Origin of the sequence: Nocardia sp. AB354 (assembly GCF_049538315.1) — a bacterium.
Taxonomy (GTDB): domain Bacteria; phylum Actinomycetota; class Actinomycetes; order Mycobacteriales; family Mycobacteriaceae; genus Nocardia; species Nocardia nova.
On the sequence record NZ_JBMVFU010000026.1, the window covers coordinates 75,942 to 92,312 of the forward strand.

General features: G+C 66.1%; 10 protein-coding genes. 9 read left to right on the plus strand and 1 reads right to left on the minus strand.

Features of this window, described 5'->3' with window-relative positions; genetic code table 11:
• Nucleotides 1–10 precede the first annotated feature (10 nt).
• A complete protein-coding gene (locus ACPCUW_RS29020; RefSeq protein WP_423428350.1) occupies nt 11–3,280 on the minus strand; it encodes a protein kinase domain-containing protein in 3,270 nt (1,089 codons plus the stop codon).
• A gap of 355 nt (nt 3,281–3,635) precedes the next feature.
• On the opposite strand from ACPCUW_RS29020, the gene ACPCUW_RS29025 reads away from it, so the two are divergent.
• The 9 genes from ACPCUW_RS29025 (at nt 3,636) to ACPCUW_RS29065 (ending at nt 16,371) form a co-directional block, all read left to right on the plus strand.
• Complete coding sequence (locus ACPCUW_RS29025) at nt 3,636–4,844, plus strand: acyl-CoA dehydrogenase family protein (RefSeq protein ID WP_423428352.1); 1,209 nt, start codon at nt 3,636–3,638, stop codon at nt 4,842–4,844.
• A gap of 52 nt (nt 4,845–4,896) precedes the next feature.
• Nucleotides 4,897–6,117: an acetyl-CoA C-acetyltransferase gene (locus tag ACPCUW_RS29030; protein WP_423428354.1), complete on the plus strand. Its 1,221-nt coding sequence runs from the start codon at nt 4,897–4,899 to the stop codon at nt 6,115–6,117.
• A gap of 4 nt (nt 6,118–6,121) precedes the next feature.
• Nucleotides 6,122–8,287: a 3-hydroxyacyl-CoA dehydrogenase NAD-binding domain-containing protein gene (locus ACPCUW_RS29035; RefSeq protein WP_423428356.1), complete on the plus strand. Its 2,166-nt coding sequence runs from the start codon at nt 6,122–6,124 to the stop codon at nt 8,285–8,287.
• 156 nt (nt 8,288–8,443) lie between these two features.
• A complete protein-coding gene (locus ACPCUW_RS29040; protein ID WP_423428358.1) occupies nt 8,444–8,857 on the plus strand; it encodes a sporulation protein in 414 nt (137 codons plus the stop codon).
• A gap of 225 nt (nt 8,858–9,082) precedes the next feature.
• Nucleotides 9,083–9,493, plus strand: a complete 411-nt coding sequence (locus ACPCUW_RS29045) for a DUF6153 family protein (protein WP_423428360.1) — start codon at nt 9,083–9,085, stop codon at nt 9,491–9,493.
• A gap of 91 nt (nt 9,494–9,584) precedes the next feature.
• Complete coding sequence (locus ACPCUW_RS29050) at nt 9,585–11,135, plus strand: multicopper oxidase family protein (protein WP_423428362.1); 1,551 nt, start codon at nt 9,585–9,587, stop codon at nt 11,133–11,135.
• A 202-nt stretch (nt 11,136–11,337) separates the two neighbouring features.
• Complete coding sequence (locus ACPCUW_RS29055) at nt 11,338–13,704, plus strand: heavy metal translocating P-type ATPase (RefSeq protein WP_423428364.1); 2,367 nt, start codon at nt 11,338–11,340, stop codon at nt 13,702–13,704.
• A gap of 121 nt (nt 13,705–13,825) precedes the next feature.
• Nucleotides 13,826–15,574 (plus strand): GAF domain-containing protein, encoded by a 1,749-nt coding sequence (locus ACPCUW_RS29060; RefSeq protein WP_423428380.1) that lies wholly within the window; start codon nt 13,826–13,828, stop codon nt 15,572–15,574.
• 377 nt (nt 15,575–15,951) lie between these two features.
• Nucleotides 15,952–16,371 (plus strand): CBS domain-containing protein, encoded by a 420-nt coding sequence (locus ACPCUW_RS29065; protein WP_064903845.1) that lies wholly within the window; start codon nt 15,952–15,954, stop codon nt 16,369–16,371.

Consider the following 16,371-nt stretch of genomic DNA (forward strand, 5'->3'; position numbering starts at 1 on the left):
AGCGGATCGGTCACTCGGCCTGCTGTTGTGCGATCCAGGCGGCGATCTGGGCGCGTGATGTGAATCCGAGCTTGGTCAGGATGTGCTCGACGTGGCCCTGGGCAGTACGCTGCGAGATCACCAATTTCGTTGCGATCTGCCTGTTGGTGAGTCCTTGGGCGACCAGATGTGCGACCTGCTGCTCGCGTGTGGTCAATGCCGCGCTCGAACCTGAGCGGCGTGCGGCATCGGGGAGTAGCTCGCCGAGCGCGTAGGCGAAGGCCTCGTCCATCCTCATCGCACGGCCGCGTCGGAAGGCGGTGTCGAACCGGCGAGCTCCGAGGGCCGCGCGTGTTCGGCGGACGCATTCATCGTGGCGTCGCCGCAGGTCCGGGGCGATGCCGGTGAGGCTGCCCACCCGTCGCCCGAGTTCGTCCGCGGCTCCCATGAGGGTCGTGGCGCGCGCGGCATCGCCGTCCGCGTCCACCACCCAGGCCAGCGCTTCGATACTCACCGCGGCCACGGCAGCATTGCGTATGTGCCGATTGGCTCGCAGTGCTTGCTGCAGCGCCTCGATGGCTTCGGGCCGCTGCCCCAGTTGCCAGTGGGCAACGCCCATGCCCCACAGCGCATTCGCCCTGTGGAACGATTCACCGCAGGCTTCGGTGATGGTGAGCAGTTGGCTGTAACGCTGCATGGCCCGTTCGGTTCGACCGGCCACAACATGCACCCACCCGAGCGCGCTCAGAGCCGAAACATGGGGATACCGACGCGGATTCGAATCCGACGCTGCGATGGCATGTTCGAGATCGGCGGACGCGGAGTCGAGCTGCCCGCGGTCCATTGCGAGCAGGCCGTCGGCGAAGCAGACGAGAGCGTCATCGAAGGGAGCGGCTTCCGGTGTTGCGAGCGTGCGTGCTTCGTCCGCGTGAGCGCCCGCAGCGACCAAGTCGCCTTGTAGCGCCGCCAGGATGCTCCCGGCGTGCACCGCTTTGAGCCGGTCGTGCGCGGGTTGCGCGCCGGGGTGATGGAGGACCCGATCGACCCAGTGCCGGCCCTCGCCGTAGAGACCGCGAAAGATCCAGAACATCAGAAGCGCTGCGGCGATCTGCAACCCGGCTTCGGCTGCGTGTCCGGTGTCTTCGGCGGAGGTGAATTCGAGTGCCTCGCGGAGGTTGGGCTGCTCGCGCTCGATACGGGTGATCCAGTACGGCTGCCGGTCGCTGATCCATTCGGCCTCCGCGTCCAGCACCAGCCGTTGATACCAATCGCGGTGCTCACGCCGAAGTCGCAATTCCTCGCCGGATGCCCGCAACTTCTGCCGACCGTAGTCACGGACGGTCCCGAGCATCCGGAATCGCACTACACCGTTGGATTCGTCCCGGACGAGGATCGACTTGTCCACCAGGGACGCGAGGATATCGAGAATGTCGTGCGACGTCGGCTCGGCGTCGCAGATCTGTTCGGCCGCATCGATTTCGAAGCCACCGTCGAAGACGGATAACCGGGCCCAAAGCTGCTGTTCGGCAGGAGTGCACAAGTGATAGCTCCAGTCGATACACAGTTGCAGTGTCTGCTGCCGCGTGGGCGTGGTACGGCTGGCCCGGTTCAGCAGCGCGTATCGGTCGTCGAGCCGCTGCATTATCTGCTGGGGTGACAGCGCGCGCATCCGAGCCGCGGCCAGCTCGATGGCCAGTGGCAGCCCGTCCAGCCGGGCGCAGATCCCGGCCACATCGGCCGTATTGTCCTCGGTCAGTTGGAAGCCGGGAACCGCGGCGGACGCGCGATCGGCGAACAATGTCACCGCATCGTAGCGGGGGAGTTTCCGCCGTGAGGGCTCTCGCTCCGGATCCGGCACCGTCAGCGGCGGCACCCGCAACACCGCCTCGCCGTCGACATTCAACGGTTCGCGACTTGTGGCAAGGATACGCAGAGTCGGACAGACCCTCAACCAGGACTCGACCAGCTCAGCGATCGCAGCGACGAGATGTTCGCAATTGTCCAGGACCAGTAAAAGCTCTCGCGCGCAAAGGAATTCGACCAGCACCTCGGATAACGGCCGCATCCGATCGTCGCGCAGCCCCATTGCGGCCGCGACGACCTCGACCAGCAGTGACGGATCCGATACGTCGGCCAGCTCTACCAGCCACACGCCGTCGGCGAATTCCTTTCGTACGCTCGACGCGACCCGCAGTGCGAGACGCGTCTTGCCGACCCCGCCGATTCCGGTCAATGTCAGCAGCCGTGCCGAGGCGAGCACATTCTTTCCCTCCGCGAGCTCGGCACGCCTGTCGACAAAACTGGTCAATTCGAGCGGCAGACTTCCGGTGCCATGAACTCGATCCGGTGGGGGCGCGGACGCGGCAGAAGTGTCTTGTCCGTGTGCGCTGTCGTGATCGGGTTGAGCGCCCAACGCCATGTCGCCGACCGTGAACCCGCGACGTCGCTGTATCCGCTGCAGCGCTTCTCCCAACGATGTCGGCGATGGTCGCCGGGCCGGGTCGGGGCTCATCGCAGCCGCCACAACCGCCGAAACGTCCTCGTCGAAACCATGCCCGCGCAGATCCGGTGCCGTCTGTGTGGTGAGCCGCAAGAACTGAGTCACCACGTTCTCCCCGCTGCGCCGCTCGAACGCCGCATGTCCGGTAAGGGCGCAGAACAACGTGGCACCCAGACCGTAGACATCAGCCGCCGGTGTGGGAGCCTGCCCTTCGAGTACCTCCGGAGCGGTGAAGGCCGGCGATCCGGTCAGTGTGCCGGCTTCTGTCTGGAAATCGCCCGCGATCCGCGCGATTCCGAAGTCCGTCAACGCGGGCTCACCGTACTCGGTGAACAGGATGTTTCCCGGCTTCACGTCCCGGTGCAGGACTCCGAGACGATGCGCACTCTCCAAGGCTCCGGCAAGCTTCACCCCGATCAGCAACATCGCTTCCAGCGGCAGCGGCCCCCGCGAACGGATCCGCGCACCCAACGAGCCGGCCGAGTAGTACGGCATCACCAGATATGGCCGCCCACTCGCGGTGGCACCTGTCTGGAGCACGGTGGCGACATTCGGATGACCGGTCAACCGGCCCATCGCCCGTTGTTCCCGAAAGAAGCGAGCACGGTTGTCCCCGTCCAGCTCAGCGGTCAAAACCTTCACCGCCACAGTCCGGTCCAGGTCGGTTTGGGCGCATCGGTAAACCACCCCGAACCCGCCGCGCCCGATTTCCTCGGCAGCCTCGAAACCCGCCGCGTCGAGTTCCCCGATGACGGGCACCGGAACATCGGGAGACGTCCGGAACGGGTCATCCTCGCTCATACACCACACACCATCCGCTGGCTCGCCCTGGCAGCCAGGCCGAACGTGGGAGCTTCTCGACGATGGCCAGCGTATCCCACCAGTTGGCGACGATTCAGCAAACTGTGAGCGGCGGTGACCGGTGTGAACGCGCGAGACCACCCTGTCATCCGGCATGAGGCCCCGCTGAGCCATCGCATGAGATGACCCATCGGAGAGATGCCTGCATACGCTGCGCAGGCAGCACACATTAGTGAACCGTGATTAGCAAATTAGTGACCATGCGCTTGCCGCCAAGCACTCATCCAGGAAGATCGAGGCTCCTCCCTGCCCTGACTCCCGCCTACGGTCGGACGAAGTGAATCTCCGTTGACTAATGTCCGTTCCGCATGCCATATTTGGCGCGACGCCAATAGGGAGCGTTCACGACTGGAGGTTTGCCGTGCCTGATGCCGATCCGACGGCCGAACTGGCGGGGTTGTCCGCCCTTGCCCGCGAGTTCTTCGCCAAAGAGGTGGTGCCTCGCTACGAGGAGTTCGCGGCGAACGGTGAGCCCGATCGCAAGCTCTACAACCGGGCCGGCGAGCTCGGTCTGCTGTGTATGTCGATCCCGACCGAGTACGGCGGTGGCGGTGGGACTTTCGCCCATGAAGCAGTGCTACTCACCGAACATGTCAAGTCCGGCGACAGTGCTCTGCAGCTCGGCGTTCACACCGGAGTTGTCCCCCATTACCTCTTCGCCTATGCCTCGGAAGAGAACAAGCGGAAGTGGCTTCCCAAGCTCGCCTCGGGCGAATTCGTCGGCGCGATCGCGATGACCGAACCGGGCACTGGCTCCGACCTGCAGAGTATCAAGACCAAGGCGATCCGCGAGGGCGACGAATACGTCATCACCGGCGCGAAGACCTTCATTTCGAACGGCTCCCAGTGTGACCTGATCATCATCGCAGCCAAAACGAACCCCGAACTCGGCGCCGCCGGCGTCAGCCTGATCGTCGCCGAAGTCAGCGACGACACCCCCGGCTTCACTCGCGGCAAGAAGCTCGCGAAGATCGGTCAGAAGGGCCAGGACACCACCGAGCTCTTCTTCGACGGCTTACGGGTTCCAGCCGCGAATCTGCTCGGCGCTGATGAGGGCAAGGGCTTCTACCAACTGATGGAACAGCTGCCCCAGGAACGCCTGATCGTTGGTGTCGCCGGTGCCGCGGTCATCGAGCGAGCGCTCGCGGTGACCGTGGAGTACACGAAGAACCGGGTCATGTTCGGCAAGGCGCTGTTCGACATGCAGAACACGCGCTTCGAACTCGCCGAGGTCGCCACCGTGGCGCAGGTTGTCCGCACGTTCGTCGACGACGCACTGGCCAAACATCTGCGCGGGGAACTCGACGTCAAGACCGCCGCGATGATCAAACTCTTCGTCTCCGAACAGCAGACCCGAATCGTCGACCGATGCCTGCAACTCCATGGCGGCTACGGATACATGGAGGAGTACCCCATCGCGCGCATGTTCGTCGACGGCCGGATCTCCCGTATCTACGGAGGCGCCAGCGAGGTCATGAAGGACCTCATCGCGCGCTTCCTCTGACTCGCGCAGCGAATCAGATCAGCTTCACTCCCACATCAAGGAATCAACGACTATGTCAACGTTTTCAGAGGCATTCATCTATGAGGCCATCCGGACACCCCGGGGTCGCGGGAAAGCCAACGGAGCGCTCCACCGAATCAAGCCGATCTCGCTTGTCACCGGGCTGCTCGACGAACTCTTCTCCCGGCACGCTGAGCTGGATCCGGCGACGATCGACGACATCGTTCTCGGTGTCGTCTCGCCGGTGGGCGACCAAGGTGCGGACATCGCCAAGACCGCGGCCCTGGCTGCCGGGCTGCCGGACACCGTCGCCGGCGTGCAGCTCAACCGCTTCTGCGGTTCGGGCCTCGAAGCGGTCAACACCGCCGCTCAGAAGGTCCGGTCCGGCTGGGACCAGCTCGTCATCGCCGGTGGTGTCGAATCGATGTCGCGCGTTCCGCTGGGTTCCGACGGCGGCGCTATGGCAATGGACCCGAAGACCAACTACGACACCTACTTCGTGCCTCAGGGCATCGGTGCCGACCTCATCGCCACGGTCGAGGGCTTCAGCCGCGACGACGTGGACGCGTATGCCGTGCGCTCGCAACAGAAGGCGTCCGCGGCGTGGACCGGTGGGTACTTCGCCAAGTCGGTCGTTCCCGTCAAGGACCTGAACGGCCTGATCGTGCTCGACCACGACGAATTCATGCGGCCCGACACCACCACCGCCGACCTTGCGAAGCTGAAGCCGTCGTTCGCGGCGATGGGCGAGATGGGGGGCTTCGACGCGGTCGCGCTGCAGCGCTACCACTGGGTCGAGAAGATCAACCATGTTCACCACGCAGGCAATTCGTCCGGCATCGTGGACGGCTCGGCGCTCGTGCTCGTCGGGAGTGAAGCCGCGGGCAAGGCCGCTGGTCTGACCCCCCGCGCCCGCATTGTCGCCTCCGCCGTGAGCGGTGCCGACTCGACGATCATGCTCACCGGACCGGTTCCCGCGACCGAGAAGGTGCTCGCGACCGCCGGCCTGACGATCGATGACATCGACCTGTTCGAGCTCAACGAGGCGTTCGCCTCGGTGGTGCTGAATTACCAGAAGAAGCTGCACATTCCGGAAGAGAAGCTCAACGTCAACGGCGGCGCGATCGCGATGGGTCACCCGCTGGGAGCCACCGGGGCCATGATCACCGGAACGATGGTCGACGAACTCGAGCGGACCGGCGGCCGCTACGCCCTCATCACTCTCTGCATCGGCGGCGGCATGGGTATCGCCACCATCATCGAAAGGGCCTGAATCCATGACCGAGAACATGATCAAGTGGGAAATCGGCGAAGACCGCGTTCTCGTCCTCACGATGGACGACCCCACGCAATCGGTCAACACCGCGAACGAACTGTTCGGTACATCCCTGCTCGCGACCGTCGAGCGACTCGAAGCGGAGAAGGACTCCTTCGACGGCGTCATCATCACCTCGGCGAAGGACACCTTTTTCGCCGGTGGTGATCTGCAGATGCTCATGGACGCAGGTCCCGGCGACGAACAGAGAATCGCCGATATGCTCGACTTCACCAAAGACTGCGTCCGCCGGATCGAGACGTTCGGCAAGCCGGTCGTCGCCGCGATCAACGGCACCGCGCTCGGCGGCGGCTTCGAGATCGCACTCGCGACCCATTACCGTGTACTGCTCGACGGAAAGGGCACCGTCGTCGGCCTGCCCGAGGTCTCACTCGGCCTCCTGCCCGGCGCCGGCGGCGCGACCCGCATCACCCGCATGATCGGCGTCGTGCCCGGCTTCATGAACGTGATCGGCCAGGGTCAGCGTCACAAGCCCGCGTCGGCCAAGTCCGTCGGTATCGTGGACGAGGTTGTTTCCACCCGCGAGGAAATGTTCGCCGCCGCGCGGGCATTCATCGCCGCGAATCCCGATGCCGCACAACCTTGGGACCGCGAAGGATTCCGAATTCCGGGAGGCACCCCCGCTGTTGCATCCTTTGCCGCGAATTTGCCTGCCATCCCGGCGAACATTCGCAAAAAGCTCAAAGGCGCACCTATACCCGCCCCGCTCAACGCGCTGGCGGCGATGGTCGAGGGCAGCCAGGTCGACTTCGCGACCGCGTCGAAGATCGAGACCGCTTACTGCACCGACCTGATCGTCGGCAAGGTCTCCGGGAACATGGTGAAGGCGCTGTTCTTCGACCTCGCCGCGCTCAACAAGGGCGCGGCCCGCCCCGAGGGCTACGAGTATCGCAAGCCGAAACGCGTACTCGTCCTCGGCGCCGGAATGATGGGCGCGGGAATCGCGTACGTGCAGGCGATGGCCGGCATGGATGTCGTCCTCAAGGACGTGAGCGTCGAAGCAGCCGAGCGCGGCAAGGGATATTCGCAGAAATTGCTCGACAAGGCGGTGTCCAAAGGCAAGATCACCGAGGCCAAGCGTGACGAGGTCCTGGCCCGCATCCTTCCCACGGGCGACGCTTCTGACGCAAAGGGTTGCGATTTCGTCGTCGAGGCGGTGTTCGAGAGTCCCGAACTCAAGAAGCAGGTCTTCGCCGAGATCGTGGACTACGTCGACGACGACGCGCTCCTCGGCTCGAACACCTCGACGCTACCTATCACCGATCTCGCGACCGGCGTCGAGCGCGAAGAGGACTTCATCGGTCTGCACTTCTTCTCTCCCGTCGACAAGATGCCGCTAGTCGAAATCGTGGTGGGTGCCAAGACCAGCGATGCGACGATCGCTCGGGCGATCGACTACACCCTCGCGATCAAGAAGACTCCGATCGTCGTCAACGACAACCGAGGTTTCTTCACGAGTCGGGTGATCCAACAGTTCGCCGACCAAGCCTTGTCGATGGTCGCTGAAGGCGTGCACCCGGCGTCGGTCGAACAGGCATGCATGCAGGCCGGTTACCCGGTCGGTGCGCTCGCGCTCGCCGATGAGATCAACATGAAGCTGCAGCAGAAGATCCAGAACTCACTGAGGGACAACCTGCTCGCCGAGGGCAAGCGCTGGATCGAGTCGAAGGCATTTCCGCTGGTTGACGATATGGTCGATGTTCACCAGCGCCCGGGACGCCTCGAAAAGCGCGGCTTCTACGACTACGCCGAAGACGGGACGAAACTCGGTCTCTGGCCGGGCATAGTCGACCTGTACACCGAGGACGACCACGGCATTCCCTTCATCGACATACAGGAACGAATGTTGTTCGCCGAGTCGATCGACACCGTGCGCTGCTTCGACGAAGGAGTGCTGCGATCGGTCGCCGAAGCGAACATCGGCTCGATCCTCGGCATCGGTTTCCCTGCCTGGACCGGCGGTGTCGTCCAGTACATCAACCAATACGAAGGCGGCCTTGCCGGGTTCGTTGCGCGTGCCGATGAACTACGCGCCAAGTACGGCGACCGATTCGAAGTACCGGAATCTCTTCGTCACAAGGCCCAGGCTGGTGAAACCCTGAGCTGATCTCGATTTTTCGTCGGGGCTTCGGCCTGGCGTGAACCCGTCCGGAAGTCGTGCCTATCCGGGACCATCGGCACCTCTATTTCGGTATGCCCTTGCCGAGACTGGAGGACAGGGCCGCGAGTGCGGTTCGGAGTCGAGACCCGGATAGGACATGCGATGAAGGTCGACGACATTGTCAACGCCGCGAAGGAATCCATGACGGTGCGGCGGGTGTTTTCCGAGCCCGTGGAGCGAGACGGGATCACGTTGATCGAAGCGGCGGCGGTCTCCGGCGGTGGCGGCGCCGGGGGCGGCACCGATAAAGAGGGCTCGGAAGGTTCGGGCGGCGGGTTCGGAGTCGGGGCCAAACCCGTCGGCATGTACGTGCTGCGCGACGGCCGGCTCACCTGGCAACCGGCTGTCGATGTGAACAGGTTGATGACCGTGGTCGGTCTTGTCGCCATCACCGCGTTGCTGGTGGGCGCCCGTATCGCCGGTCGGCGCGCTCCTGCCTCGGCACACCGGAGCGCTCCTTCGGCCCGCGGTGTCGGCCGCAAGCTCACCTCTCGGCGGGGCAGGAAACGACACTGACCGCGCCCGCGCCTCGTATGGTGTGACGCAGCCGACCGGAGCACTCCCTGCTGTCGACCGCACGGCGAGAGTCGCGCACCCTTGGCCTGGGAGACATACTGCCACAACACTTTTGGACGCGGTACTTCTTCGAGTTCTCAGTCCTGTGGCGTCGGATGTTCTGATCGTGGCTATACCCCCGGGGCGTAGTTTCGGGTACCGGGAGGGCGGACATATGATGGCCCGGTGAATGCAGCGCACCCGCGGCGTCGAGTTACCTGGCTTGTCCGGGTGCTGGGTCTGTTCGTGCTGCTGGGCGGTTTCGCGGCGATGCACGCCGGAGTGACCGCTGCCGGAACTGGCGGCCTCGATCGCGTCGACCGTTCCATGTCGGTGGAGTCGGTCACGCCCGGAGCGCATACCGGCCCGCACCACGCCCGTGAAGGCGGTGCGCCTCATCGACATCCGGCTACTCACGTGTGTGTGTTCGTGCTGACCGATGCCGTGGCTGTCGTTGGACTGGTGCTGTTTTCCTGGCCGGCCGTGACCGGCTGGTCGACGAGCGCGACCGTGACAGGGTGGCGGCGCATCCGCCGGCGTCATCCGCCGTCGTGGCTGGCACCGAGCCTGGCAGAACTGTCGGTCCTACGGGTCTGACAGGTCGCAGTCGTGCCCGAACCCGCGAGGGGCGGGGCCGCCGACTGCGTCGACCCTGTCATCGGCAGTTCTCACTCTTCCAGGAGCGCTCATGTCGCCCAGTCACTCTTCGTCTCCGGCACCGCTGAACCGGCGCCGCTTTCTCGCGCTCACCGCGAGCACCGCGGCGGCGGCCGCGGTGGCGGCCTGCTCGAACAATCCCGAACGCCGCCGTGACCTCGTCCTACCCGACTCGTCCGAGGTGAAGGCCGCCGAGGCCGCGCGCCGCACCCCGAACGCCCCGGTACGGCAGGTGAACCTGCGCGCCCAACCCACCACTGTCGATCTCGGCGGGGTTCAGGTCGATACCTGGACCTACGGTGGCCGGCTGCCCGGCCAGGAGATCCGCGTGGCTCGCGGCGAGGTCCTGCGCGCCGAGGTCACCAACACGTTGCCCGCGCCGACCACGATCCATTGGCACGGCATCGCGCTGCGCAACGATATGGACGGCAGCCCCGACATCACTCAGCCCGCGATCGCCGCCGGCGGCGGTTTTCGCTACGAGTTCACCACCCCCGATTCCGGGACGTACTGGTTCCATCCGCACGTCGGATTGCAACTCGACCGCGGGCTGTACGCGCCGCTGATCGTCGAAGACCCCGCCGACGGCCGCGACTACGACACCGAGGCCGTCATCGTCCTCGACGACTGGCTCGACGGTATCGGCGGCCGCACACCCGACAAACAGCTACAGCAGTTGCAGGCCGGCGGTATGAGCGGCATGGGTGGCATGAATATGGGCGGGATGAGCGGGATGAACATGGGCGGCATGTCGATGCCTACCGACCCGAACAATCCGCTCGGCGGCGACGCCGGCGACGTCAAGGACTACCCGTACTTTCTCATCAACGGCCGCACCGGCACCGACCCGGTCACCCTTTCCGGTAGGCCCGGTCAGCGGATGCGGTTGCGAATCATCAATGCCGGCGCCGATACCGCCTTCCGCGTCGCTGTCGGAGGCCACCGGTTACGGGTCACCCACACCGACGGCTACCCCGTTGTGCCGACCAGCACCGACAGTCTGCTCATCAGCATGGGCGAACGTTACGATGCCGTGATCGATCTCGCCGATGGCGTCTTTCCTCTCGTCGCCGCGGCCGAGGGTAAAGCGGGGCAGGGGTTCGCGCTGATTCGCACCGGCGGCGGCGCCGCACCCGCATCGGATGTGCGTCCGGCCGAGCTCGCCGCTGCTCCACTGACCGCGGACCGGCTCACCGCCATCGACAGCGCCCGGTTACCGCAGAAGAATCCCGACCACACTCTCGACGTCGCCCTCGGCGCCGACAATCGCGGATACATCTGGACCCTCAACGGCCGAACCTATGACCACCGCGCACCCCTCGACGTGACCGCGGGGCAGCGGATCCGGCTGCGATTCACCAATCGGACCACGATGTTTCATCCGATGCATTTACACGGCCATACATTCCAACTCCGCACCGCGGCGGGAAACGGGCCACGCAAGGACACCGTCATCGTCGGCTCCATGCAAACGATCGAAGCCGATCTCGACACCACCAACCCCGGCCAATGGATGCTGCACTGCCACAACGCCTACCACCAGGAAGCCGGAATGATGACCGTCATGTCCTATCTGCGCTGACCGCCCGTGCCCGGCAACGGCTGTCCGTTCTGTGACGTTGTACCCGTTGCCGGGATTCCTCGTCCTCTGCTCCGTGCCCGCGTCGATGCACGATCGTTGAGATGCGGCGAGCCTGCGCGAAGAAGCGCGTGCGCAGGTGCCGGCCGAGCAGTGTGCGCGCAGGGAGGTCGACGAGGACGACCACCCGGGAGAGGAGACGCCGATGGTTGCCCAGGACTCCGCGACAGGCAGCTGGGCAGGTCGGGTTCGGCGGTGGGTCGAGCCGGCGCTGCTGGTGGTGGTGGCTGTCGCACTGGTCGGTGGGCTGATCGCTTGGGCCGCAGGGTCTTCCGGGGTGGCGGACGGGTTCTGGATCGCGGCGACCGTGGTGGCGATCGTGCCGGCGGTGTGGTGGATGGTGGCCACCGTGGTGAAGGGACGCGCGGGGGTCGATCTGATCGCGGTGCTCTCGCTGGTCGGCACGCTCGTGGTGGGCGAGTATCTGGCGGGTGCGTTGATCGCGGTGATGCTGGCCACCGGCCGCACCCTGGATGCCGCCGCGGAACGGCGCGCCTCCCACGATTTGCGGGCGCTGCTCGAGCACGCACCACGGTCTGCACGTCGCCGCGTCGGGGGTGAGGTCACCACGGTCGCGCTCGACGACATAGCCGTCGACGACGTCGTGGTCGTCGCGGCCGGTGAGGTGGTCCCGGTCGACGGGCGGATCATCGGTCCCGCCGCTGTCCTCGACGAGTCGGTGCTGACCGGGGAGCCGCTGCAGGTCGAACGCGAGATCGGGGAGCCGGTGCGCTCCGGGGTGGTCAACGCGGGCGCGACCTTCGAACTGCGTGCCACCGCCACTGCCGAGGCCAGTACCTACGCCGGGATCGTGCGACTGGCCCAGGAAGCCGGTGCGGAGAACGCGCCGGTCGTCCGGCTGGCCGACCGCTATGCGGCGTGGTTCCTTCCGCTGACGCTGCTCGTGGCGGCGGGCGCCTGGGTGTTCAGTGGCTCGCTGGTACGGGCGGTAGCGGTGCTGGTGGTGGCGACGCCGTGTCCGTTGCTGTTGGCCGCGCCGGTGGCGATCGTGTCGGGGTTGTCGCGTGCCTCGCGGCACGGGGTGATCATCCGCAGCGGCGGCGCGTTGGAAAACCTCGGGCACGCAACAACTTTGGTGATGGACAAGACCGGCACCCTGACTGCCGGCAGGCCGGTGGTCACCGCGGTGGTCGCGGCCCCGGGCGCCGACTCCGCCGAGGCGATGCGGCTCGCCGCCTCCCTCGACCAACTGTCACCGCATGTGCTGGCCGAAGCGATCGTCACCGAGGCGCTGGCCCGTAATCTGGTGCTGTCGTTGCCCTCGGATGTCACCGAGCAGGCCGGGCGCGGAGTGCGCGGTGTCGTCGACGGTCACCGCATCGAGGTCGGGAAACTACCCGATACCGCCACTACCGCCGACTGGGCGCGCGCGGTGGTCAACCAGGCGCGTCTGGACTCGGCGGCGATCGCGTGGATCACCGTCGACGACCGGCTCACCGCCGCGATACTGCTGCGCGACCCGCTGCGCCGCCACGCGCCGCGCACGGTGCGACGCCTGCGGCAGGCCGGGTTGAACCGGCTGGTGATGCTGACCGGCGATCGGCCCGAGCCCGCCCGTGAGGTGGGTACCGTCCTGGGACTCGACGAGGTCTACGCCGGTCAGAGCCCCGCCGACAAAGTGCATGCGGTACAAAGTGAACGCGAGGCCGCGCCCACGGTGATGGTCGGCGATGGCGTCAACGACGCCCCGGCCCTCGCCGCGGCCACCGTCGGAGTCGCCATGGGAGCGCGCGGCTCGACCGCCTCGTCGGAAGCCGCCGATATCGTGCTGGCCACCGACCGCCTCGACCGGCTCGCCGACGCGATGGACACCGCGCGCTGGTCACGCCGCATCGCGGTGCAAAGCGCTGTGGCCGGCATGGGCATGTCGCTGGTGGCCATGGTCATCGCGGCGCTGGGGTGGCTCCCGCCGGCGGCCGGCGCGCTGCTTCAGGAAGCCATCGATGTCGCGGTCATCGTCAACGCGCTGCGTGCGCTTCGCGGTAGTCCCGCCGCCCGCGCCCAGCTGCCTGCCGACACCGGCCGACTGCTGCATCGCTTCGCGGGTGAGCACGACGAACTGCGCGACACGCTCAGCCTGCTGCGCACCTCCGCCGACCGTCTCGCCCAGCACTCCGATCGCACGGCGCTGGCCGCGGTCGAGGAGGCCTACACATTCCTGGTCGACCGGCTGCTTCCGCACGAAACCGCCGAGGAGACCCAGCTGTACCCGAAGCTGGCCGGGCCGCTGGGCAGCAGCGAAGCCACGGCCACGATGAGCCGCACCCACGCCGAGATCCAGCGACTGACCACGCGCATCGGCACTCATCTACAACTGGCCCGCTCCACCGGTCACATCGCCGCGGACCAGGTCGACGATCTGCTCGCCTGCCTCTACGGCCTGCACGCTCTGCTGCATCTGCACTTCCTGCAGGAAGAGGAAAACTACTTCACCCTCACCGACGATGAACCGGACACTCCGCACGCCGTAGCGCCCTTACTACAACAGTGATCGGCCGGCGCCTCGAGAGCCCTCGAATCGGTTTACGCTACAGATAGCGCACCGGTATGGAACATGGGCGTTTCGACTTTGGACGCAGGGTCACGTGGGTGTCTGCGAGGAGGTGGCCGCCATGGGCGGCGGGCCGTCTGACAACAACGGGAGCGAGCACGCGGTCGCGGGCAGTCTCGCGGCGCGTGACGCGCTCTCGCAGCTGCAACTGCACACGGTTCTGTCCGAGCTGCGCGACCGGGTCGAGGACGTCATCAGTGCCCGCGACCAGACCGACAGCCTGGTCGAGGCCATGCTGGCCGTGACCGCCGACCTGAATCTCGACGACACCCTGCATGCGATCGTGCACGCCGCAAAGGGGCTGGTCGGCGCTCGCTACGGCGCGGTCGGTGTGCTGGGCGCCGACGGCACACTGGCCCGATTCGTGCACGAAGGCATCGACGCCGAGACCGTCGCCCGGATCGGGCACCTGCCACGCGGGCGCGGAGTACTGGGAGTCACGCTCACCGACCCGAAAGCCCTGCGTCTCGACGACCTCGCCCAGCATCCGGAATCGGTGGGATTTCCCGAGCATCATCCACCGATGCACAGCTTCCTCGGTGTGCCGCTCCGCATCCGCGGCGAGAACTTCGGCAGCCTCTACCTGGCCGAGAAGACCAACGGCCAGCCGTTCACCGCGGACGACGAGGTCTTCCTCAGCGCTCTAGCGTCCGCCGCCGGCATCGCCGTCGACAATGCGCGGCTGTTCGGATCCGCGCAGCTTCGCCATCGGTGGATCGCCGCGACCTCGGAGTTGACCACCGAATTCCTCGCCGCCGCCGATCCCGACACCGTGCTGGGCCACGTCGTAGACCGAGCGAGGGAATTGACCTGCTCCGAGCGGGCCTGGATGGCTATCAGCGAGGACCCCGACATTCCCGCCGACGAAGTCACCGAACTGCACATCACCCACTGGGCCGGACCGGACACTCGACTCGACCGGCGAATCCCGGTCACCGACAGCATCTCCGAGGTCTTCCGCGACGGCAAAACGACCAGCAATCCCCGCATCGACCGCAGCGACAGTGCGTTGTTCGGAGACGGACCGGTCCTGCTGCTACCCCTGCACACCGGCGCCACCGCACTCGGCGTGCTGGTCTGCGCCCGCTCCGCAGAGCAGCCGTCCTATCCCGTTGAGGTCGCCGAACTGTGTAAAGGATTCACCGGGCAGGCGGCATTGGCGTTGGACGCGGCTCGGATGCAGCAGCGCGTCCGGGAGCTCGACGTATTCGCCGACCGCGACCGCATCGCGCGCGACCTGCACGATCACGTCATCCAACGGGTGTTCGCGATCGGACTCTCTCTCCAAGGCGCCGTCGGCTACAGCCACCGTCCCGACGTCCAGCAGCGCCTGTCCGACGCCGTCGACGAACTGCAGCAGGTCATCACCGACATCCGTGGCAGCATCTACGAACTCCACGCCGACGCCGGCCCCACCCGGCTGCGCCAGCGCATCACCGACATCGTCCGCGGCCACGCCCAGCCCGCCGGGCTGCACGTCACCACCGGATTCACCGGTCCGCTCGACGCGGTACCGCCCGAGCTGGCCGATCACGCCGAAGCCGTTGTCGCCGAAGCTGTCAGCAACACCGTCCGCCACGCCGACGCCGACACCCTCGCCCTCGACGTCACCGTCGACGACGCACTCACCATCACCGTCGAGGACAACGGCATCGGCATTCCGGCCGATACCGACCTCACCGCCAGCGGTCTGGCCAACCTCGCCGACCGCGCCCGCGACGCCGGCGGCAGTTTCGACTACAGGCCCGCCACCCGGCCAGGTCCCCGCGGGCCGGGCACCCGCATCACCTGGACCGCTCCGTTGCCCTGAACCGGCCGGCCGGCCGGGACGGTGCACGCAGGCAGAAAGAGGTTCGTGGGACTTTCGGCACTTCCCCGCACGGTGCTCTCGATGGAATCCTTGACGGTGCCGGGCACGCTCGGTGTTTGCTCGAGACGGTGGTTCGGTCAGCAGATTCGGGCCGAGCCACCACGAGACGTGAAACGTCGGATTCTCGGTGGTGCATGATCGACGCAGGCCCGTCCTCGAACAGGCATAACCAAATAACCGCAATGCCCGTCGTGTCGTGACACCGGCGGGCATTGTCGTCGATCCCACCTCGCGTGCTCGTCGGGACTTTGTTCTCTTCCGGCCCTCCGTGCATCGGTGGAGGGTGGAGAACTGCCCATACTCGAAAGGAGAAAACGATGACCACAGCCAAGCAGATCATGCACGAGGGTGCCGCGTGGGTGTCACGGACCGATACCGTCGAGCACGCTGCCCGGCTCATGCGCCGGCTCGACGTCGGAGTTCTACCGGTCAGCGATGAGAACGAGCGGCTGTGCGGAATCATCACCGACCGCGACATCGTGGTGAAATGCCTTGCGACCGGCGGTGATCCGGCGACGGCGACCTGCGCCTCGCTGTGTGAAGGGACGCCACGGTGGGTGGACGCCGATACGGATGTTCACGACGTTCTGCACGAATTGGAAGAGCGCCGGATCAAGCGCCTACCGGTCATCGAGAACAAGCGGCTGGTCGGCATGATCAGCGAGGCGGATATCGCACGCCACCTCAGCGACGACGAGATCGCGAAATTCGTCGAAGGCGTCTACGCGGGCACCTGA